Source organism: Arthrobacter sp. Y3225116, from assembly GCF_059091245.1.
In genome coordinates this window covers 1-20061 of sequence record NZ_JBNHGL010000041.1, presented here as the reverse complement: position 1 = coordinate 20061, position 20061 = coordinate 1, and the positions used below count along the sequence as shown (strand labels likewise).

17 protein-coding genes are annotated in these 20061 nt (G+C 67.4%); 7 read left to right on the top strand and 10 right to left on the bottom strand.

Annotation, left to right across the window (positions count from 1 at the left end; translation table 11 throughout):
• Positions 1-231 precede the first annotated feature (231 nt).
• Positions 232-897 (bottom strand): uracil-DNA glycosylase, encoded by a 666-nt coding sequence (locus AC5RV2_RS06530; RefSeq protein WP_494091693.1) that lies wholly within the window; start codon positions 895-897, stop codon positions 232-234.
• A 476-nt stretch (positions 898-1373) separates the two neighbouring features.
• On the bottom strand, positions 1374-1976 hold the full coding sequence (locus AC5RV2_RS06525; protein WP_494091692.1) for a biotin transporter BioY: 603 nt from the start codon (positions 1974-1976) through the stop codon (positions 1374-1376).
• Between the two features lie 153 nt (positions 1977-2129).
• Here AC5RV2_RS06525 and AC5RV2_RS06520 point away from each other — a divergent pair, with 153 nt between their 5' ends.
• Positions 2130-3764 (top strand): LuxR C-terminal-related transcriptional regulator, encoded by a 1635-nt coding sequence (locus AC5RV2_RS06520; RefSeq protein ID WP_494091691.1) that lies wholly within the window; start codon positions 2130-2132, stop codon positions 3762-3764.
• 130 nt (positions 3765-3894) lie between these two features.
• A complete protein-coding gene (locus tag AC5RV2_RS06515) occupies positions 3895-4983 on the top strand; it encodes a class I SAM-dependent methyltransferase (protein WP_494091690.1) in 1089 nt (362 codons plus the stop codon).
• A 106-nt stretch (positions 4984-5089) separates the two neighbouring features.
• On the opposite strand, the gene AC5RV2_RS06510 is transcribed toward AC5RV2_RS06515, so the two are convergent.
• Positions 5090-6076, bottom strand: coding sequence for an LLM class flavin-dependent oxidoreductase (locus tag AC5RV2_RS06510; RefSeq protein ID WP_494091689.1), 987 nt, complete (start codon positions 6074-6076; stop codon positions 5090-5092).
• Positions 6077-6343: 267 nt separating this feature from the next.
• On the opposite strand from AC5RV2_RS06510, the gene AC5RV2_RS06505 reads away from it, so the two are divergent.
• Entirely contained in the window at positions 6344-6988 is a 645-nt protein-coding gene (locus tag AC5RV2_RS06505; protein ID WP_494091688.1) for an SAM-dependent methyltransferase, read from the top strand.
• 117 nt (positions 6989-7105) lie between these two features.
• Here the strand turns inward: AC5RV2_RS06505 and AC5RV2_RS06500 are convergent, their stop codons facing one another.
• The 3 genes from AC5RV2_RS06500 to AC5RV2_RS06490 form a co-directional block, all read right to left on the bottom strand.
• A complete protein-coding gene (locus AC5RV2_RS06500; RefSeq protein ID WP_494025179.1) occupies positions 7106-7294 on the bottom strand; it encodes a DUF1918 domain-containing protein in 189 nt (62 codons plus the stop codon).
• Between the two features lie 54 nt (positions 7295-7348).
• The gene (locus AC5RV2_RS06495) at positions 7349-7900 is read right to left on the bottom strand and encodes an acyl-CoA thioesterase (RefSeq protein ID WP_494091687.1); all 552 of its coding nucleotides are present in this window, start codon (positions 7898-7900) and stop codon (positions 7349-7351) included.
• A gap of 83 nt (positions 7901-7983) precedes the next feature.
• Complete coding sequence (locus tag AC5RV2_RS06490; protein ID WP_494091686.1) at positions 7984-9747, bottom strand: BCCT family transporter; 1764 nt, start codon at positions 9745-9747, stop codon at positions 7984-7986.
• Positions 9748-9844: 97 nt separating this feature from the next.
• Between AC5RV2_RS06490 and AC5RV2_RS06485 the strand changes: the two genes are divergently transcribed.
• Positions 9845-10471, top strand: coding sequence for a cob(I)yrinic acid a,c-diamide adenosyltransferase (locus AC5RV2_RS06485; RefSeq protein ID WP_494091685.1), 627 nt, complete (start codon positions 9845-9847; stop codon positions 10469-10471).
• A 59-nt stretch (positions 10472-10530) separates the two neighbouring features.
• The gene (locus AC5RV2_RS06480) at positions 10531-11319 is read left to right on the top strand and encodes an IclR family transcriptional regulator domain-containing protein (RefSeq protein WP_494091684.1); all 789 of its coding nucleotides are present in this window, start codon (positions 10531-10533) and stop codon (positions 11317-11319) included.
• A 101-nt stretch (positions 11320-11420) separates the two neighbouring features.
• Here AC5RV2_RS06480 and AC5RV2_RS06475 read toward each other — a convergent pair whose 3' ends face one another.
• The gene (locus AC5RV2_RS06475) at positions 11421-13406 is read right to left on the bottom strand and encodes an ABC transporter ATP-binding protein (protein WP_494091694.1); all 1986 of its coding nucleotides are present in this window, start codon (positions 13404-13406) and stop codon (positions 11421-11423) included.
• A 50-nt stretch (positions 13407-13456) separates the two neighbouring features.
• A complete protein-coding gene (locus AC5RV2_RS06470; RefSeq protein ID WP_494091683.1) occupies positions 13457-15190 on the bottom strand; it encodes an ABC transporter ATP-binding protein in 1734 nt (577 codons plus the stop codon).
• A gap of 358 nt (positions 15191-15548) precedes the next feature.
• Here AC5RV2_RS06470 and ligM point away from each other — a divergent pair, with 358 nt between their 5' ends.
• The gene (gene ligM / locus AC5RV2_RS06465; RefSeq protein ID WP_494000897.1) at positions 15549-16955 is read left to right on the top strand and encodes a vanillate/3-O-methylgallate O-demethylase; all 1407 of its coding nucleotides are present in this window, start codon (positions 15549-15551) and stop codon (positions 16953-16955) included.
• A 103-nt stretch (positions 16956-17058) separates the two neighbouring features.
• Here ligM and AC5RV2_RS06460 read toward each other — a convergent pair whose 3' ends face one another.
• Positions 17059-17361 (bottom strand): hypothetical protein, encoded by a 303-nt coding sequence (locus AC5RV2_RS06460; RefSeq protein ID WP_494065132.1) that lies wholly within the window; start codon positions 17359-17361, stop codon positions 17059-17061.
• Between the two features lie 342 nt (positions 17362-17703).
• Positions 17704-18570, bottom strand: coding sequence for a methylenetetrahydrofolate reductase (locus AC5RV2_RS06455; protein WP_494091682.1), 867 nt, complete (start codon positions 18568-18570; stop codon positions 17704-17706).
• Positions 18571-18731: 161 nt separating this feature from the next.
• On the opposite strand from AC5RV2_RS06455, the gene AC5RV2_RS06450 reads away from it, so the two are divergent.
• On the top strand, positions 18732-20039 hold the full coding sequence (locus AC5RV2_RS06450) for an MFS transporter (protein WP_494091681.1): 1308 nt from the start codon (positions 18732-18734) through the stop codon (positions 20037-20039).
• Positions 20040-20061: the final 22 nt, after the last annotated feature.

The following is a 20061-nucleotide window of genomic DNA, read 5'->3' as shown; positions in this document are numbered from 1 at the left end:
TACGTCAGGGTGCTCGTGGGGGTGTTGTTCCCTGTGGGTTGGGGGCAAGGGGCGCCCGGAAAACCGGCCGGGCGCCCGTTCGCGCCTCCGCCGGGCGGCCGCCCTCGCCCGGCCGCATCCTCGCGTCCCTGGCCCGGGCACATCCTGCACCAGCCCGGGTCTCAGGCCGGTCCGCGTCCCGGACGCCGTGTCTCCTGAGGCCGGAGGCGGCGTCAGGCTGGCCGGCTTGGCCTAGGTCGCCGTCCCGTGGTTGATGCCGGCCTCCAGCAACTCCTGCAGTCCCCGGCGGAACAGCTCCTTGCCACCATGCGCCGGGTGGCGAACCTTCGGCACGTTAAGCCCGGCCGCGGCGACGCTGCGGTGGCCTATGTTCCCCACGGCTACGACCGTGTCGATGCCGAAAATGCGGGCCAACTCCTGCCAGAGCGGCAAGCCGGCCTGGATTTCGGCGCTTGAGGGCGTCCGGTTGGAGTGCGGCCGTCCGGGCTGGTGCGGGTGGAACGGGTACGCGCTCCAGAGCAACGGCAGGAAGTCCAGATCGGCCAGCACGTTCCACATCACCGTTGCCGTCGGCTCCGCCGGAACGGTCAAGACCTCCAGCGGGACGACGTAACCGTTGCCCGGGCCAAACATGCCGAACGGGTCGCTCCCTGAAATCAGTGCCTTGTTGGTGAAGGGGACTCCGGTCACGGTCATGCCGCGGTACCCGGGGGCCTCCCCGACCAGCAGGACCTTGGGCCGGCGTTCCAGCATCTGTTCCAAGTACCTGGTGATGTTGTGCCGGCGCGCTGCGTTCGCCGGCACCGATGCCGAGAAGAAGTTGCGGCTCGCTGGACCCGTCTCGAACTCCCCCAGCCGCACCACAAAGTCCCTAATTTCCTGCTGCGCCGTCACCATCCCAACCTATGCGATCAGCGCGTCGACGGCGGAACCTGAACCCGCGAACCTCTGCCACCGAAATGCTGACGACTCAAATCCCAGGCCGGGATCGCTAACGACCCGAACCCCTGCCACCAATGCCCAACCATCGAGTGGCGGGAAGATGCAGCGAAACGGCCCTGTTCGCTGCATCTTTTCACCACTCGAGTGCGCAGGGGGAATACATGTCCAGCGCGCGGGGGAATTCAAGTCACTGAACTGCTGATTGGACCAGGCGTCGGGGAACCAATCCAGGACACCGTTTCACCGGCCCGCAGACAACGCGCCGGCGCCTGGTCGAACCAACGCATGCCTCGCCCCACCGGCCCACAAAAACGACGCCGGTGCCCGGGAGGAAGAAGAATCCCCGCCCGGGCACCGGCGTCGCGCTGTAAATAGTTGTCAGGCTGCAGCGGGCGCGAAAGCCCGCCGCGCAGCAGCCCGCCGCCCAGCCGCTAGGCGCGCGCAGAGTCCTTGGGCAGGCGGGCCGCCAGCTTCCACGCGGCCGGCATGGCGGCTGCCGCGATCAGCGACTTCACGATGCCGCCGATGATGAACGGGTACAGGCCCCACTCGAGCGTCTGCTGCAGATCGGCGCCCAGGGAGATGGCCAGCCAGATCATGCCGAACACGAAGGTGATCACGGTGCCCGCCAAGAAGGAGACGGTGGCGCCCAGGAACTTTTTGTCCCAGTTGCGCTTGGCCAGCCAGCCGGTCAGCCCCGCGGCGGCGATGAAGCCCACCAGGTAACCGCCGGTCGGGCCGACGGCAGCAGCCAGGCCGGAGGATGCGTCGCTGAACACCGGCATCCCGGCCACGCCGGCCACCCAGTACAGCGCCATCGACAGCATGCCGCGGACCGGACCCAGCGTGCTGCCCACCAGCAGGACGGCCAGGGTCTGGCCGGTGATCGGGACCGGCCACAGCGGCACGGCCAGTTGCGCCATGACGGCGGTCAGGCCGGCACCGCCGACCACCAGTGCGGTGTTGGCCAGGGCGGTGCTGGGGACCAGGGCGTCGGCCAGGACACCCTGGCGCGCGACGGCGGCTGAACTCATGTTTGCTCCTTCTCGGGGACATTTCCTCGCGGAAACTGTGGTCCGGTTTCGGCACCACTGTACCGGCAGCCCCCCGCGGCGAAGCCGATTATGGCAATGATTACGCAGTTCCCTGCCGGCTGCAGGAGGACTACCCTGAGATGCAGGAGCGCTATGGAGCCAATCGAAACACTGCTGGCTACTGCACGCGATGCCTACGCGCGCGGGGAATGGCGCCCAGCCTATGACGGATTTGAGCAGGCCCGCAGCCTCTCGCCGCTGGACGTGGAGGATCTGGCCCGGCTGGGCGATGCCGCCTGGTGGGTGGGGGATGTCCGCGAATCGGTAGTGGACTCCGAGGAAGTCTTCCACCGCTACGAGAACGACGGCGAGAAACTCGCCGCCGCCATGAAGGCCCTGGATCTGGGACTGCTGTGGACGCTGCGCGGGGACCTGATGATCGCGTCCGGCTGGATCAACCGCGCCAGGCGCATGCTGCTGGATGCCCCGCAGAGCCCGGTCCACGGTTACCTGCTGTATCTGGACACCGTCAACGCACTGCTGTTTGCCGAAGACCCGGAGCCGGCCTTGGCCGCCGCCGATGAGCTGCAACAGATGGGGCGGAGGTTCAACGCACCCGTGCTGCATTCCTTCAGCCTCACCCTGGCAGGTTTGGCCGATCTGCGTGCGGGGCGGACCGCTTCGGGATTCGCGGCCTTGGACGAGGCGATGCTCCCGGTCCTCGCCGGGCAGGTGCCCCCGACCTGGGCGGGAGACATCTATTGCACGGTACTCCACGCCTGTTACCAACTGGCCGACCTGCCGCGGATGCGGGCATGGACCGAAGCCACCGAGCGCTGGTGCGAGCAACTGGCGGGCGGCATGGTCTTTTCCGGTGTGTGCCACATCCACCGGCTCCAGATCCGCAGCATCGAAGGCAATTGGGACGGCGTGGAACGCGAGATTGCCCAAAGCAGCCTGGAGCTGGCGGACCGAAACGTGTGGGCCGCCGGTGAAGGGTACTACCAACTCGGCGAGCTGCGCCGGCTGCGCGGCGACCTGCAGGGTGCCAGCGACTCCTACGCCAAGGCGCGCGACTTGGGTGTTGAGCCACAGCCCGGCGAGGCCAAATTGCTGGCCGCGCGCGGACATATCGATGCGGCGTGGGCCGGCCTGGCAGCAGCACTGGAGTCCAATGATCGGCTGACCCGGGCGCAAATGCTGCTCCCCGCGGTAGAACTCGCCGTGCAGCTGAAGTTGACGGTGGAAGCCGAGGAATACTGCCGGGAACTGGAGCAATCGGCCGGTGACTTCGGCAGTCCCGGTTTTCTGGCCTGGGCACGGCATGCCCGCGGCGTCCTGCTGTTCTCCGGCGGCCAGGCGGCGCAGGCCCTCTCCGTGTTGAGGTCCGCGCTGCAGGGGTATCGTTCCCTGCACCACCGGCACGACACCGCGCGGGTGTACGAACTGCTCGCGGCCGTACACCGCGAGCTGGGCCAGCCGGAGACGGCGGCGTCGGAAGCGGCGACGGCCCTGGCCATCTACCGGGAGCTCGGGGCGGAGCCGGATGTGCGTCGCCTGGACGGCCAAAAGTCCCCGGGCGGACTGACGGATCGGGAAGCGGAGGTACTTGCCTGCATCGCCCGCGGTGCCACGAACAAGGAAACGGCAGCCGCACTGTTCATCAGCCAGAAGACGGTCGGCAGGCATCTGGCCAATATTTTCCTCAAGATCGGCGTCTCGTCCCGCACCGCGGCCGCCGCGTGGGCCCACGAGCACGGCATCACCGCTCCCCTAACCCGGCGCTGACGCCTGCATCTTTTGCCCCATCCGCGCCGCCCGACCCCACAGAACTTGCCCGATGTTCCGGGTGCCGCCGGCTCCCTACCGTGGGATTCAGCAGGCAACAGGTGCCTGCTTCCAGACCACGGGAGAAGCCATGACCACCATCCAGGAAACTGCCGGGCAATTCGACACCGAGGCCGCCGAAGCCTTCGCGCAACGCTGCCTGACCATCCTGAACGACGGCGCGCTGGCCATGCTGGCCAGCATCGGTCACCAGACCGGGTTGTTCGATACCCTGGCGGCATTGCCGCCGGCGACCAGCCAGCAGATCGCGGACGCCGCGGAGCTGGACGAGCGCTACGTGCGCGAATGGCTCAACGGCCTGGCCGCGTCGCAAGTGGTGGCCTACGACCCGGTTGCCCGCACTTACCGGCTGCCGGCCGAACACGCCGCCTCATTGACCAGGGCCGCAGGCCCGGACAACCTGGCGCGGCTGCTTCAGTACATCCCGCTGCTCGGCGGCGTGGAGGAAGGAGTCGTCGCCGCATTCCGCCAGGGCGGCGGGCTGTCCTACGCCGACTATCCGCGCTTCCACCAACTGATGTCGGAGGAAAGCTCGGCGGTTTTCGACGCCGGGCTGATCGAGGAAATCCTGCCGCTGGCCGACGGGTTGGATGAACGCCTGCGCCGGGGGATCGACGTGGCCGACGTCGGCTGCGGCAGCGGGCACGCCATTAACCTGATGGCGCAGGCGTTTCCCGCCAGCCGGTTCACCGGCTACGACTTCTCGCCGGAGGGAATCGCCCGGGCACGGCAGGAAGCGGCGCGCATGGGCCTGCAGAATGCCTCGTTCGAGGTCCGGGACGTCGCCGAGCTGAATGAACCGGGACGGTTCGACTTGGTCACCGCCTTCGACGCCATCCACGACCAGGCCCAGCCGGCGCGCGTGCTCGCAGAGATCTACGCGGCCCTGCGGCGCGGCGGGACCTTCCTGATGGTGGACATGAAGGCCTCCAGCAATGTGGAGGACAACGTGTCGCTGCCCTGGGCGGGCTTCCTCTACACCATTTCGGTGATGCACTGCATGAGCGTTTCGCTGGGCCAGGGTGGTGCGGGACTCGGCACGGCCTGGGGCCAGCAGCTCGCCCTGTCCATGCTCGCGGATGCGGGCTTTTCCGGGACGGTCGTCAAGGACGTCGAGCAGGACCCGTTCAACTCCTACTACATCGCAGCCAAACACTAACCCCGACGACGGCGGCTCACCCGGTCAACGCGAGTGGGCACCCGTCCGCGCCAGGCCGCACTTAGGCTGGCTGGGCGCCCGGCCCAGCCGGTCAGGCCGGTGCGGCTCAGGCCGCCAGCCCTGCGGACTGGGCCGTCAGCTCCAGCGCGCGCAGCCGCTGTGCGACGGTCGGCGCCTGGAACGCCACGATCAGCTCGTCGGCGCCGGCGTGCTTCGCGAAGCCTTCCAGGTACTCCGCCACCGCCTCGGGCGTCCCGACGGCCGAGTACTTGACCATCTGCTCCACGTGCTGGCCCTGCGGCGAGTCCAGGATGAGATCCGCTTCCTCGTCGGTAAAGGTCCGGTCGCGGCCGAACAGCAGCGAGACCCGGCTGCGCCGGACAACCTGGAACTGCTCCTGCGCTTCCTCGTTGCTGTCCGCGGCGATGGCGTTCACACCGGCGATCACGTACGGTTCGGCGAGCTGCTCCGACGGCTGGAACTCTCGGCGGTAGACGGACACGGCGTCCTGCAGCGCATTGGGCGCGAAGTGCGAGGCAAACGAGTACGGCAGCCCCAGCGCCGCGGCCAGCTTCGCGCCGAACAGCGAGGAGCCCAGGATATACAGCGGCACGTTGGTGCCCTTGCCCGGTGTCGCATCCACGCCCTTGATGCGCGACTGTCCGGTCAGGTAACCCTGCAACTCCAGCACGTCCTGCGGGAAGGATTCGGCGCTCATCGGATCACGGCGCAGCGCCCGCAAGGTGTTCTGGTCGCTGCCCGGTGCGCGGCCCAAGCCAAGATCGATCCGTCCCGGATGGAGCGCCTCCAGCGTGCCGAACTGCTCGGCGATGGTCAGCGGGGCATGGTTCGGAAGCATGATGCCGCCGGCGCCCAGACGGATGCTGTTGGTGTGCGCCGCCACGTGGGCAATCAGCACGCTGGTGGCCGAGGACGCGATCGACGCCATGTTGTGGTGTTCGGCGTACCACACCCGCCGGTAGCCGAGTTCCTCCGCCCGCTGCGCCAAGGACACGCTGCCGGCCAGGCTTTCACCCACGGTTTCGTTCTTGCCGATGGTTGCCAGATCAAGGATGGACAGAGGTACGTTCACGTCGGCGGGGCCTTTCGTCGCGGGACGCCCGCGGTGGTTGCCGCGGGCACACATCCTGCACAACGACGGCGGTGCCCGTCTTTATTTCTTCCCTCCCGTCCCGTGGGGGCTGGCTGCCGGGCCGTGGGGGCTTCCCTCCCGGCCCGTGGGGGCTGGCTGCCGGGCCGTGGGGCTTGGCTGCCGGGCCGTGGGGCTTGGCTGCCGGGCCGTGGGGCTTGGCTGCCGGGCCGTAGCCGTCGTCCGCACGCGGGCGTAGAGTCTGCAGGCATGGAGCATCATCACGACCGCCGGGAAGAGCCCGACCAGTTCTGGGAGTCCTTCTACAGCCAACGGGACCAGGTGTGGAGCGGCAGGCCGAACGCCATGCTGGTCCGCGAGGTCTCCGGCCTGCGGCCCGGCACCGCCCTGGAACTGGGTTGCGGCGAGGGCGCTGACGCCATCTGGCTCGCCGGCCAGGGGTGGACGGTCACCGGCCTCGATATGTCCGGGCTCGCGCTGCAACGAGCGGCCAAACACGCCGACGAAGCCGGCGTTGCGGACCGCATCCGGTGGCTCCGACAGGACCTGGCCCGCTGGGAACCGCAGGAGAGCTACGATCTGGTCTGCGCCCAATTCCTGCACTCGCCGGTCGAGCTGCCGCGGAACGCCATTCTCACCACGGCGGCCCGCGCGGTAGCACCCGGCGGCACGTTGCTGGTTGTCGGCCACGAATCCTTTCCGCCCTGGTCGGGGCATCCAAACCCCGAGGAACCGCTGCCCACCGCCGGGGAGCTGGCCCAAGCACTGCGACTAGGTTCCCCGGGCTGGGCCCTCGACACGCTCGACTCCGTCCCCCGCGAGGTCACGGGCCCGGACGGGCAGACCGCCACGATCACGGACAGCGTCCTGCGCGCCCGGCGGCTGGCCTTTTAGCCGGCATCGGGCCTGGCCTGCAGCCGGCTTGTAACCCCGGCAGCGGGCCTCGCCTCCAGTAGGCGTCTGACCCTGCATCGGGCTTCGTCCGCAGCAGGCCTTCTGAGCCGGCAGCGGCTAGCCGGCAGCGTGCTCGATGCTGCAGTCCGTGCCCGGGAAGACGACACTCTCATGGCCGTCGTCGAATCTCACGAAGTAGGGCGGGGCACCGCCGTCGCCCCTGACCTCGATGACTTCGCCGTGCCGGTCAGCCGAATCCACCGTCCTGCCCCTGATGACGATGCGGTCTCCGGGTGCTGCGATCATGACCGCTCACCTCCTTTCCCATAGCCTAGGGGAACGGGCTGCGGCCGACCAGAGTCAGCGCACCCAGCGGTGCGGGGCGGGCCGACGAGTGCTGGGCAGGGCGTTGTTCTCCCGCCACTCATGCAGCCATTCGGGCAAAATTAGGTCCGCCGGGGGCCGCTTGCCGACGGCCGCGAAGATCTCCTCATTGGAGACCGGTCCCTGCTTGGAAACCAGCCGGGTGGCGATGTAGGCCCGGGCATGGATTTCGCCGTCGGCCACCATGCGCTGCTCGAAGAAGATGGCGCGGTCGTCAAATCCGATGATGCGGGTTTCGATGCTGTATTGCTGGCCGAGTGTGAGCGATTTACGGAAGGCAATGGTCTCCGCGCCGACCACCGGCGACCAGCCCTTGCGGCGGAAGGTGTCCCACACGCCGGCGCGCACCATCAACTCGAAGCGGCCGAGGTCCATCAGCGAGAAATACATCCCGTTGTTGACGTGCATGGCGATGTCGATGTCGGTGGGCAGCACGCGCAGGGACAGCGTGGACGAATCCCAGATGTCCAGGGCAGGACGCCGGCGGGCCGTCAGCAGCAGCAGGAGGGTGCGGAAGATCAGGTGCATGCCGCCATGTTAACCGGAGGTAACTTGCGGGCGGGCGGGACCGTCGTCGCCACGCCGGTCCCGCCACCTCCAGCCAGTCCCGGCTACGCGTGGTGTCCGTGTTTTTTGCCGTCCCCGAGGTCCTCCGGCAGTCCCCCCGCGGGATGGTCGGGGCCGCCGGAGCCGTTGATGCGCCCGGCCTGGCCCGGCTGCACGAGCGGCGTCTCGGACGTCACCGGCACCGCGAACGGCACGTTGCTGGGGACGCTGACGGCTCCGCGCACCGGGCCCATGCGCCGCTGCCGCAGCGGATCCCGGCGCAAGTCCACGTACAGCGAGAGGCAGAGTCCCACCATGATCAGCACGAAGGGCGTTGACGCCAGGATGGTGAACGTCTGCAGCGCGTCCAGCCCGCCGACGAACAGCAGCACGGCCGCGACGGTACCGGTGAGAACGCCCCAGAGGATGACCAGCGGCTTCCACGGCTCCTTGCGGCCGCGGGAGGAAAGCGTTCCCAGCACGACGGCGCCGGCGTCGGCGCCGCTGACGAAAAACACCGCCGTCAGCACCATCACCACGATGGCCGCGCCGAAAAAGAACGGATAGTTCTGCAGGGTTGCGAAGAAACCGGCCGCCTCGTCTCCGGTCCCGGCAATATCTTCACCGCCCAGCTGCAGGTGGATGCCCGCACCGCCGAACACCGAGAACCAGACCACGCTCACGGCGGTGGGGACCAGCAGCACGCCCAGGACGAACTCCTTGATGGTCCGCCCGCGGGAGATCTTGGCGATGAACGTGCCCACGAAGGGGGTCCAGGAGATCCACCACGCCCAGTAGAAGATGGTCCAGTTGGCCAGCCACTCGGTGCCGCCGAAGACGGCCGAGTGGAAGCTCATGGGGACGATGTTGGCCAGGTAGTCGCCGATCGCGGCGGGGACCAGATCCAGGATGAAGACGGTGGGACCCACCACGAAGACGAACACCAGCAGCACCGCGGCCAGCACCATGTTCGTGTTGCTCAACCACTTGATGCCGCGGGCAACGCCGCTGGCCGCCGAAATCACCACGCCCACGGTCAGCACGCAGATGATCAGGATCGGAGCCACGACGCCGGGGTTCTCCTCGAACCGGCCGGTCCGCAGCAGCGCCAATCCGGCGGCAATCTGCAGCGCCCCCAGGCCCAGCGAGGTCGCTGAGCCGAATTTCGTACAGATGATCGCCAGGATGTCGATCGGCTTGCCCCAGCCCTTTTCCTCAATCCGCTCCTTGCCGAAGATCGCCTGGAAGGGCGAACTCATCAGGTTGCCGCGGCCCATCCGGTACGTCGAATAGGCCAGGGCCAGGCCAACCACCGAGTAGATGGCCCACGGGTGCAGACCCCAGTGGAAGAGCGTGTAGGCCATGGCGCTGTTCGCGGCCTCGGGGGATCCCGGAGCGGCATCCACGAAGGGCGGCGGCGAGGCCAGATGAGTGACCGGTTCGTAGACGCCGAAGAACATCAGGCCGATGCCCATGCCGGCGCTGAACATCATGGCAATCCACGACAACGTGGAGAACTCGGTGGTCTCACCCTCCTGCGCGAGCGGAATGTTGCCATACCGGCCAAAGGCCAGCACCAGCGAAAAGACCACGAAGCCGGTAGCACCGAGGATGAACAACCAGCCGAAGGAGTTGGTCACCCAGCCGAGAATTGATCCGGTTACTTCGGTCACCTGCTGGGTAAAGAAAACGCCCAGCAGGCAGATGGCAACAATAATGCTGCCTGAAACGAAGAAAACCGTCTTGTCGACGGTATTCCAGCCCCGCTGCCCGTCATCACCCGCATCCCGGGAGACCGTCGGCAAGGGGCCGGTAAATTCGCTGCTCATCACTGATCCTCACTGTTGTCACCGGCTGTGCGCGTGCGGCGCTCCGGGCTTCCTGCGGCTCTTCGATGTCAAACGTCCCGTCAGTATGATGGCAGGCATGAGTGGAGATGGCGACTTTCAAAGCGATGATCAGACCCGGATGGACCACTATGGCGACACCGGGTACACCGCCTTCGGCAGCCACGGCGAGGTGTCCAAGAACGACCCGAGGGTGGTCGCGCATGCCGAAGTGGATGCCGCCAACGCCGCGGTGGCCGTGGCCATGGCGAGCGGGGGTGTGTCCCCGGAGGTCAGCGCCATGCTGGTCAGCGTCCAGAACGATTTGTTCGACCTGATGGCCGACCTGCTGGTTCCGTATCGCGGCAATCAGTCGGCGGACGCGCGCATCATCCCCGAGCATGTGGAGCGGCTGGAACGCGCCATCGACCACTTCAGGCAGGAAGCCAAGGACCTCAGCGGCATGCTGCTGCCGGGCGGAACCCTCTCCGCTGCGCTGCTGTATCAAGCCCGCACGGCGGTGCGCCGCGCTGAACGCGTGGTCTGGGCGGCACTGGATGAGTACGGCGACGTGGTGAATTCCGAGACCGGCCGCTACCTCAACCGGCTCTCCGGGCTGCTCTTCGTGATGGCCCGGGTGGCCAACGCCGAGCACGGGGACGTGATGTGGGTTCCCGAGTCCTCCGTCCGCGGCGTCCTCGAGGACCAGTCCGGCACCATCGAGTAGCGCTACGCACGGTGTAGCCGCCGTCACGATTTCCGATTCGCCGGGTATCCTCGACGGTGATGAGCATCACCTCCGACGCGCCCGCGACCAGGGCCACGACCGAGCCGTCCGCGCGCACCCTGGCGCGCGGCCTGTCGGTGTTGAGCGTCTTCGATGACGGGCAACCGCAGATGCGGGCGGCCGAGATTGCTGCCCGGGCCGGCCTGAACCGTGCCGCTACGGCACGGGTGCTCCGGACGCTGGTCAGCCTTGGCTATGTGCGCTGCCGGGATGACCTGTTCTCGCTGGCCCATCAGGCCCTGGAGTTGGGCCACGGCTACGTCGCGGGCTCTCCGCTCGTCCGCGCCTCCCGCGGGGCCGTCGAGTGGCTGACCGGGGAATTCAACGAACCGTGCACTGCGGGGGTGCTGGCCGGTGGCGACGTCATCTGCATCGCGGCCACCCGCGTGCCGGGGATGATCCGCGCCGGACTGACCGTCGGCGCCAGGATTCCGGCGCACGCCTCGTCGATGGGCAAGGTGCTGGTGGCCGGGCTGTCCGAGGACGGACTGCGGTCCGCCGTTGACGGAGGCCTCGACAGGCTGACCGAGCAGACCATCGACAGCACCCGGCGTTTCCACCAGGAGATCGGGCAGGTCCGGCGGCAGGGCTACGCGGTCAACGACAGCGAGCTGCAGCAGGGCCACCGCACGCTGTCCGTGCCCGTGAGGGACGGCGGCGGCACGGTGCTTGCCGCCGTCGGCGTCAACATGCTGGCCACCCCGGACAGCCTGGAGGCGGCCATCGCCGGCCACCTCCCCCTGCTGCGCCGCGCGGCGCAGCAGATCACCGAAAGCGCCACGCGCTAAGAGCCCGACGGCGGTGCCTGCCGCGGTGCCTGTGGGCGGGCCGGCGCGGTGAGATCCGCCCGAAAGCGGGCGCCGCCGTCGTCGTCCTGCGGTTCAGGAGATCAGGACACCGGATCTGCGGCCGCCGCGAACTGCGACATGTACAGCCGGTAGTACGGGCCTTCGGCCGCGAGCAGCGCCGTGTGGTTGCCCTGCTCCACGATCCTGCCGTCCTCCATCACCAGGATCACGTCGGCGTCCCGGATGGTGGAGAGCCGGTGCGCAATGACAAAGCTGGTGCGGTCGGTGCGCAGCGCAGCCATGGCGTGCTGGACGAGCAGTTCCGTGCGGGTGTCCACCGAGCTGGTCGCCTCATCCAGGATCAGCAGCGACGGGTTGGCCAGGAACGCCCGCGCGATGGTGATCAGCTGCTTCTCGCCGGCGGAGACGTTGTTGCCCTCTTCGTCGATCACCGTGTCGTAGCCGTCCGGCAGCGCCCGCACGAAGCGGTCCACGTAGGTGGCCTTGGCCGCCGCCATCACTTCTTCCTCGGTAGCATTCAGGTTGCCGTAGCGGATGTTCTCGTAGATGGAGCCGCCGAACAACCAGGCGTCCTGCAGCACCATGCCCACCTTGGACCGCAGTTCGGCCCGGCTGAGGGCGGTGATGTCCACCCCGTCGAGGGTGATGCGGCCGGCATCCAGTTCGTAGAAGCGCATCACCAGGTTCACCAGGGTGGTCTTGCCCGCGCCCGTCGGCCCCACGATCGCCACTGTCTCGCCCGGCCGCGCGGCGAAGGAGAGGCCCTCGATCAGCGGCTTGTCGGGGCTGTAGCTGAAGCTGACGTTGTGGAACCGGACCTGCCCTTCGGTTTGGGCGGGCAGCGATTCGGTGGCGGTATCCGGGGCCTGCTCGTCGGCGTCGAGCAGTTCGAAGACGCGCTCGGCCGAGGCCACGCCGGACTGCAGCATGTTGGCCATGCCCGCCATCTGGCCCAGCGGCTGGTTGAATTCACGCGAGTACTGGATGAACGCGGTGGCATCGCCCAGGGTCATGGAGCCGGAGGCCACGCGCAGGCCGCCCACCACGGCGATGCCCACGTAGCTCAGGTAGGAGATGAACTGCATGACCGGCATGATCATGCCGGAGACGAACTGCGCGCCGAACGAGGCCTTGTAGAGTTCCTCGTTCTTTTCGTCGAACTGTTCCACCGACTGCTGCTCGCGGCCGAAGGCGCGGACCAGGTCATGGCCGCTGAACGATTCCTCGATGTGTCCGTTGAGCGCTCCGGTGTTCTTCCATTGCGCGGTGAACAGCTTCTGGCTGCGGGTGCCGATGAGGCCGGCAGCCACGGCGGAAAGCGGCAGGGCAATCAGGGCGATCAGGGCCAGCTGCCAGGAGACGATGAACATCATGATGGTGATGCCGAGGAGGCTCAGCGCGGACATGATCAGCTGCGCGAACGCCTGCTGCAGCGCCTGCTGGATGTTGTCGACGTCGTTGGTCACCCGGGAGAGCATGTCGCCGCGCTGGCGGGTATCGAAGTAGTTCAGCGGCAGCCGGTTCAGCTTGGCTTCCACGTCGCGGCGCAGCCCGAAGACCACCCGCATGACGATTTGGTTCAGCAGCCAACCCTGCAGCCACATGAACAGCGACGCGACCACGTACATCCCCAGCACCAGCAGGATCAGGTTGCCCAGCAGTTGGAAGTCGATGCCGACGCCGGGGACCAGTTCCATGCCGCTGAGCATGTCGGCAAACTGGTCCTGGCCCTGGGCGCGGAGCCCAGCGATGACTTCTTCCTGGCTGGCGCCGGCGGGCAGGTTCGCGCCGATGGCGCCGCTGAAGATGACGTCCATCGCGTTGCCCAGCACCTTGGGCGCAATCACGTTAAGCACGACTGCCACCAGCACCATGGCCAGCACCAAGATGATCCCGGCCTTCTCCGGCTTCAGCAGCCCGAACAGGCGCTTGGCGGACGGCCAGAAGTGCTGGGCCTTGCGGACCGGCGTCCCGGTCATGAAATCCTGGTCGGCCTCGCCGGGCTGGAACTGTTCTTCCAGCACCTCGGCCTCGGCTTCGGCGGCGGCTCCCGGCGTTGGCGCCATTACGGGGTCCGGCCCGGTGGCGACCTCGGCCGGGGCTTCCTTGTCCGGCGTCATGCCGCTTCCTCCACCGCAGTCTGGGATTGAACAATTTCCTGGTAGGTTTCCGAGCTCTCCAGCAGCTGCCCGTGGGTGCCGCGGGCCACGATCTGTCCGTGCTCCATCACCAGGATCTGGTCCGCGTCGATGATGGTGGCGACACGCTGGGCGACGATGATGACCGTCGCGTCGCCGGTGGTCCCCTTCAGGGCAGCCCTCAGCCTGGCGTCGGTTGCCACGTCCAGCGCGGAGAACGAGTCGTCGAACAGGTAGACCTTGGGCTTGGCCACCAGGGCGCGGGCGATGCACAGCCGCTGGCGCTGGCCGCCCGAGACGTTGGTGCCGCCCTGCGAGAGCACCGACTGCAGCCCCTTGTCCTTGGCGCGGACGAAGTCCTCGCCCTGGGCCACGCGCAGCGCCTCCCAGAGTTCTTCGTCCGTGGCGTGCGGATCGCCGAACCGCAGGTTGTGTGCCACCGTGCCGGAGAACAGGTACGGCCGCTGCGGCACCAGCGCCACGCGGTCCGTGATGTCGGTGCGCTCCATCCGGGTGACCGGAACGCCGTCGATGAGCACCTCGCCGCTGTCGGCGTCGAACAGCCGCGGCAGCATGCTGATCAGCGTGGTCTTGCCCGCGCCGGTGCTGCCGATGATCGCGGTCGTCTGCCCCGGCCGGGCCGTGAAACTGACGTTGCGCAGCACCGGTTCCTCGGCGCCGGGATAGGAGTAGGTGACGTCGCGGAACTCGACGACGCCGGCCGGTTCCCGGGCCTTCTGCGGCTCGGCCGGTTCATGCACGGAGGGCTCGACGTCGAGCACCTCGCCGATGCGTTCGGCACAGACCGAGGCCCGCGGAATCATCATCGCCATGAAGGTGCCCATCATCACCGCCATGAGGATCTGCAGCAGATACTGCAGGAAGGCCGTCAGGGCACCGACCTGCATCTCGCCCGCGTCCACGCGGAGGCCGCCGAACCACAGCACGGCCGCCGTGGCCAGGTGAAGGATCATGCCGATCGAGGGGAACATCAGCACGAACAGGTTGCCGACCGAGACCGAGACATCGGTCAGTTCGCGGTTGGCCTTCTCGAAGCGCTTGGCCTCGTAGGGCTCGCGGACAAACGCCCGGACCACGCGGATGCCGGTAATCTGCTCGCGGAGCACGCCGTTGATGTTGTCGATTTTCGTTTGCATCATGCGGAAGAGCGGCATCAGCTTCCAGACCAGCACACCGACGACGACGAACAGCAGCGGCACCGATGCCCACACCAACCACGACAGTTGCAGGTCCTCGCGCAGCGCCATGATGATGCCGCCGACGCACATGATGGGTGCCATCACCATGAAGTTCAGGCCCATCAGCACGAGCATCTGCACCTGCTGCACGTCGTTGGTGCCGCGGGTGATGAGGCTGGGCGCGCCGAATCGGCCTACCTCCCGGGCGGAGAACCCGGTGACCTTGTGGAAAATGCCGCGGCGGAGATCGCGGCCCATGGCCATCGCTGCCTTCGAGCCGAAATAGACCCCGGCGATCGCGGCGGCCACCTGGATGAAGCTGACCACCAGCATGAGGCCGCCGGTGTTCCAGATGTAGTCGGTGTCGCCCCGGGCCACGCCCTCATCAATGATCTGGGCGTTCAAGCTGGGCAGGTACAGCGCGGCGATGGTCGCAATCAGCTGCAGCACCACCACGGCGAACATGTAGGGAAGGTAGGGGCGGCCGTAATGGCGGATGAGGCGGAGCAGCATCGGGACGTGACGCAACTTTCGGCGAAAGGGTGGATTGAGGCCAGATAGAGGCTACACCTTGGCCCGAGCCACTGTAACCCGCCGCAGATGAACTTCTCCCCCGGCCGTCAGCGGCCCGCCGGTTCCCCCGCTGTTCGCCGTCCCGGGTGACACCGTCGCGCACTCAGTACCGGTGCCTCGGACAAGTCAGGCCGGCTGCCGATGGGTTGGCCCCGGGCGCTCACCGGCCGTCGAGCCTCCACCAAAATCGCTCGCCCTAAACCGTCGACATAACTATCTCCATAGGTATAGAGTCGGAGTATCTTGGAAATGTGCAATGCGTCACACTCCGGCCCGCCATCGAGGAGGACAAGAACCCATGAGCGCCAAGAATCTTCAGGAAGTTTTGGACCAGTCCGGCAACACCGTCGAGATGCTGCGCAACTCGCAGATCGGCGCCTACATCTACCCCGTCGTCGCCCCGGAATTCACCAACTGGCGCAGCGAGCAGCGCGCCTGGCGCGAGTCCGCAGTCCTGTTCGACCAGTCGCACCACATGGACAACCTGTTCATCAGGGGCAAGGACGCCCTGAAGCTGATTTCGGACACCGCCATCAACTCGGTGGCCAACTTCCCCGTGAACAAGGCCAAGCAGTACGTGCCCACCACGCCGGCCGGGCACGTCATCGGCGACGGCATCCTGTTCCACGAAACGGAGGACCAGTACGTCTACGTGGGCCGCTCCCCCGCCGCCAACTGGCTGATCTATCACGGTGAGACCGGCGGCTACGACGTGGACATCGAGGTGGACCGCCGCTCCCCGTCGCGGCCCATGGGACAGCCGGTGAAGCGCAAGTACTGGCGCTTCCAGATCCAGGGCCCGAACGCCTGGAAGATCATCGAAAAAGTCAACGGCGGCCAGGTTGAACAGCTGAAATTCTTCAACATGGACCAGATGCAGGTCGCCGGCCGGCAGGTTCAGACCCTGCGCCACGGCATGGCCGGCGCACCGGGGCTGGAGATTTGGGGACCGTACGAGACGTACGACCAGGTCCGCGACACCATCCTGGAGGCCGGCCAGGAGTTCGGCCTGCTGGCCGTCGGTTCCCGCGCCTACCCGTCCAACACCTTGGAATCGGGCTGGATCCCCTCCCCGCTGCCCGCCATCTACACCGGCGAGGAGCTGCGCCCCTACCGCGAATGGCTCGGCGCCGACAGTTACGAGGCGGTCAACGCGGTCGCCGGCAGCTTCGTTTCGGACAAGATCGAGGACTACTACCTCAACCCGTGGGAGCTCGGGTACGGCCACATGGTGAAGTTCGACCACGACTTCATCGGCCGCGAGGCGTTGGAGAAGATCGACCCGGCCGACCAGCGCAAGAAGGTCACGCTCGAATGGAATGCCGAGGACATGGCGAAGATCTTCGCCTCGCTCTTCGACACCGAGGGCACGCCGTACAAGTACTTTGACCTGCCGCTGGCCAACTACGGTTCATCCAATTACGACGCGGTGCTCGATGCCGCCGGCGAGACGATCGGCCTGTCCATGTTCACCGGCTACTCCGCCAACGAGAACCGGGGGCTGTCCCTGGCCACGGTGGACGCCGACGTGCCGGAGGGCACCGAGGTCACGGTGCTCTGGGGCGAGCCCGACGGCGGTACCCGCAAGACCACCGTGGAGCCGCACCGGCAGCTGAACGTGCGGGCCATCGTCAGCCCGGTGCCGTACTCACAGGCAGTCCGCCAGGACTACCCGGGCGGCTGGCGCTCCGGCCGGAAGGCCTGAGCCGGGCTACGTTAGGGCGCGACGGCGAACGGCGGGGAAAGTGCCGAGGGCACCTTCCCCGTCGTCTTGCCGTTTTCCGGGCGCCGCTCAGGCGGGACCGCCGTCAGCTACTGTTTTCCTGGCTGCCGGTCTCTTCCACGTACCGCTCGCCCGATTCGGTCTCGCCGACGCGGAAATTCTGCTCCATGTGCTTGATCGCCGCGGCGTCTTCGGGGCCGGGCGCGCTGACTGGGTCGTCAATAGCTGTCCGGTCGGCATCGCCGTAGACGTTGGCCAGGCCCTTCTTGGCATCCGCAGGCAACTCACCCGGCGGGAGCAATTCCTCGTCCCGGGAGGTTGCGCCGCCCTGGTTCTCTTCGCGCTCCGTACGGTCGTAGCGGTCCGGGTTGTTGATTTCCTCGCTCATGAATCTCCTTCCCTCAAGCGCTGGTGCGCCCTGCCTTCACCTAATCACAGAGCGGCGGCGCGCAACAGGGCCGAGAACTGCGCACCACGCCCTCAGGAGCTCGATCAGCCGGCCTGGGCGGGCCACGGGGTGGCCCATCCGGCCTAACTCCGGCGAGCGCCGCTCAGGAGCGGCGCTGTCCACGTATTAGAACCTGCTTAAGCATCGTCCCTTGTCAGTGCGCCATGGCGCACCCAAAGATGGACAATTCCGTCTGAACGTGGACAGCACCGCCCCCGGAAGCCCGCTACCATCGCCGCGGCGCGGAGCCGCCGTCCGCGATGAGCTTCCGTTCGCGCGCGGCTACCGTCCGGCGCGGAAGTCCCTGACCCAGTCGGCCGTGGCCTTCATCCCGCCGAACGTGTAGAAGTGAAGCTTCACCGTGCCGTGCACCGCGGGGTCGTAACGGCCGGCGAATTCCTCCAGAAACTTGTCCGGCCCGGCGGTCCCCAGCAGGTTGGTCAGGGAAAAGCCGTACTTGTGCACGATCCCGGCCGACGAGGCCACTCCGAACCGCTTGGCATAGTTCAGCAGTCTCTTGACCCCGGCCGGCCCCGGGATGCCGATGCGCACCGGCGCATGGATCCCGCGGCGGCGGGCCTCGGCCAGCCAGTCGAAGACGGGATCGGTGTCGAAGCCGAACTGCGTGATGATGACCGTTTCGAGGTCCTGCCGCTGCAGTTCGGCATGCTTGTCTTCCAACGCCTTCCACAACACCTCGCCGGAAATGTCCGGGTGCCCCTCCGGGTAGCCGCTGATGCCCACCCGGCGGATTCCGTACCGGGTCAGGAGCCCGCTGCGGATGACCTCGAGCGAGTCCGGATAAGGCCCCATCGGCTCGGCCGGGTCCCCGCCGACCACGAAGACGTCCTCCGGTGCCGCATCGGCGGACAGCGCCTGCAGGAAGTCTTCCAACTCGGCCCGCGACGCCAACCGGCGGGCAGAGACATGGGGTACCGGCAAGAAGCCGTGACGTTTGACGGCGGCGGCCGCCGCAACCCGTGTGGGCAGGTCCTCGTTCCCCAGGAAGGTGACGTTGATCCGCGTTCCCGCCGGAATTGTGCCGGCGGCATCTTCCAGCGCGGGAACGTCCTTGCCGGTCATCTCGAGCGAGAAGTCGTCGAGCAATGTCCGGGCCGCCTGCGACGGCGCGTGTTTGGGGTCGGCCATAGTCGGAATTCCTTCCACGTGTGGTGCCGGTCACCCTTGACCGACCTGCAGCGAGTCTAGCCGGAAAACCACTACCGATATAGGGGGTGATAAGTGATTTGCATTTCTCAATCACTGGGTGGATACTATGTGAGCCTTTCCTTCTAATCCCAGGAACAACCATGTCCACGCCCCGCGCGCTGCGGCCCTTCGCCCATCGCAACTACCGCATCCTCATTTCGGCCCTGGCCATCTCGGTCTTCGGCACCGGCATGTGGGCCGTGGCCATGGTGTATCAGGTCATCGCCCTGGGCGGCGGGCCCATTCAGCTCTCGCTCGTCGCCACCTGCGCCAGCGTCGGTTTGTTGGCCTTCGTGCTGCTCGGCGGCATCGCGGCGGACCGGCTTCCGCGCCGCCGCCTGATCATCAGCGTGGAAGCGGCCAACCTGGTGGCCATCGGCGCGGTGGCCCTGCTGGCCATGACCGGGCTGCTGCAACTGTGGCACCTGGCCGCAGCCGCCTTCCTGCTGGGAGTCGGTGCCGCGTTCTTCTTTCCCGCCTACTCGGCCATCCTGCCGAGGATCCTGCCGGCCGAGGACCTGCTGGCGGCCAACGGCATGGAGGGCACCATGCGGCCGCTGCTGCAGCAGGCCGCCGGACCGGCGGCAGCGGGCATGATCGTCGCGTCCTTCTCCCCCGGGGCTGCCATCGGATGGATCACGCTGTGCCATCTGTCCGCGCTAATCATCCTGAACTTCCTCGGCCAGGAACTGGTTCCGGATGCAGGGACCACGGCGTCGGTCGCCGCTGCAGACGAGCCTTCGGGCAAGCGCGGCTCCGTGCTGGCGGATCTCCGCGAGGGGGTGGCCTACACGCTGAAGACTCCCTGGCTGCTCTGGACGCTGCTGTGGGCCGTCGTGAGCGTGCTCATCTTCATTGGCCCCATCGAGGTACTGCTGCCGTTTGCGGTTGCGGACCAACTGGGTGGGGACTCGCGCACGTTTGGCTTCCTGCTTGGCATCTTCGGCATCGGCGGTGCCACCGGGGCGATGGTCACCGCCTCGCTGCGGCTGCCGCGGCGCTACCTAACGGTGATGCTGCTGTTCTGGGGCGCCGGCGCCCTGCCGATAGCCGTCATCGGCTTCACCGGCAGCTTCTGGATGATGGCCGCGGCGCTGTTCGTGGTCGGCGCGACGGGCAGTGCGGGCCAGGTCATCTGGGGCACGCTGCTGCAGCGCCGGGTGCCGCCGCACCTGCTCGGCCGGATCTCCAGCCTGGACTTCTTCGTCTCGCTGGCGTTGATGCCGGTGTCCATGGCGCTCGCCGGGCCGTTGGGCGAAGTCGTGCCCATTTGGCTGATCTTCCTGCTGATCGGCCTCGCCCTGCCGCTCCTGGCTGTGCTGGCGCTCGTTTTCGGCGGAATGCTGAAGGACGAGCTTGAGCACCCGCTGGACCGGACCCTCGAACCGGCCGGGCCGGCGCGCACCTAGCGCGGCCGGCCGGAGGGTCGGG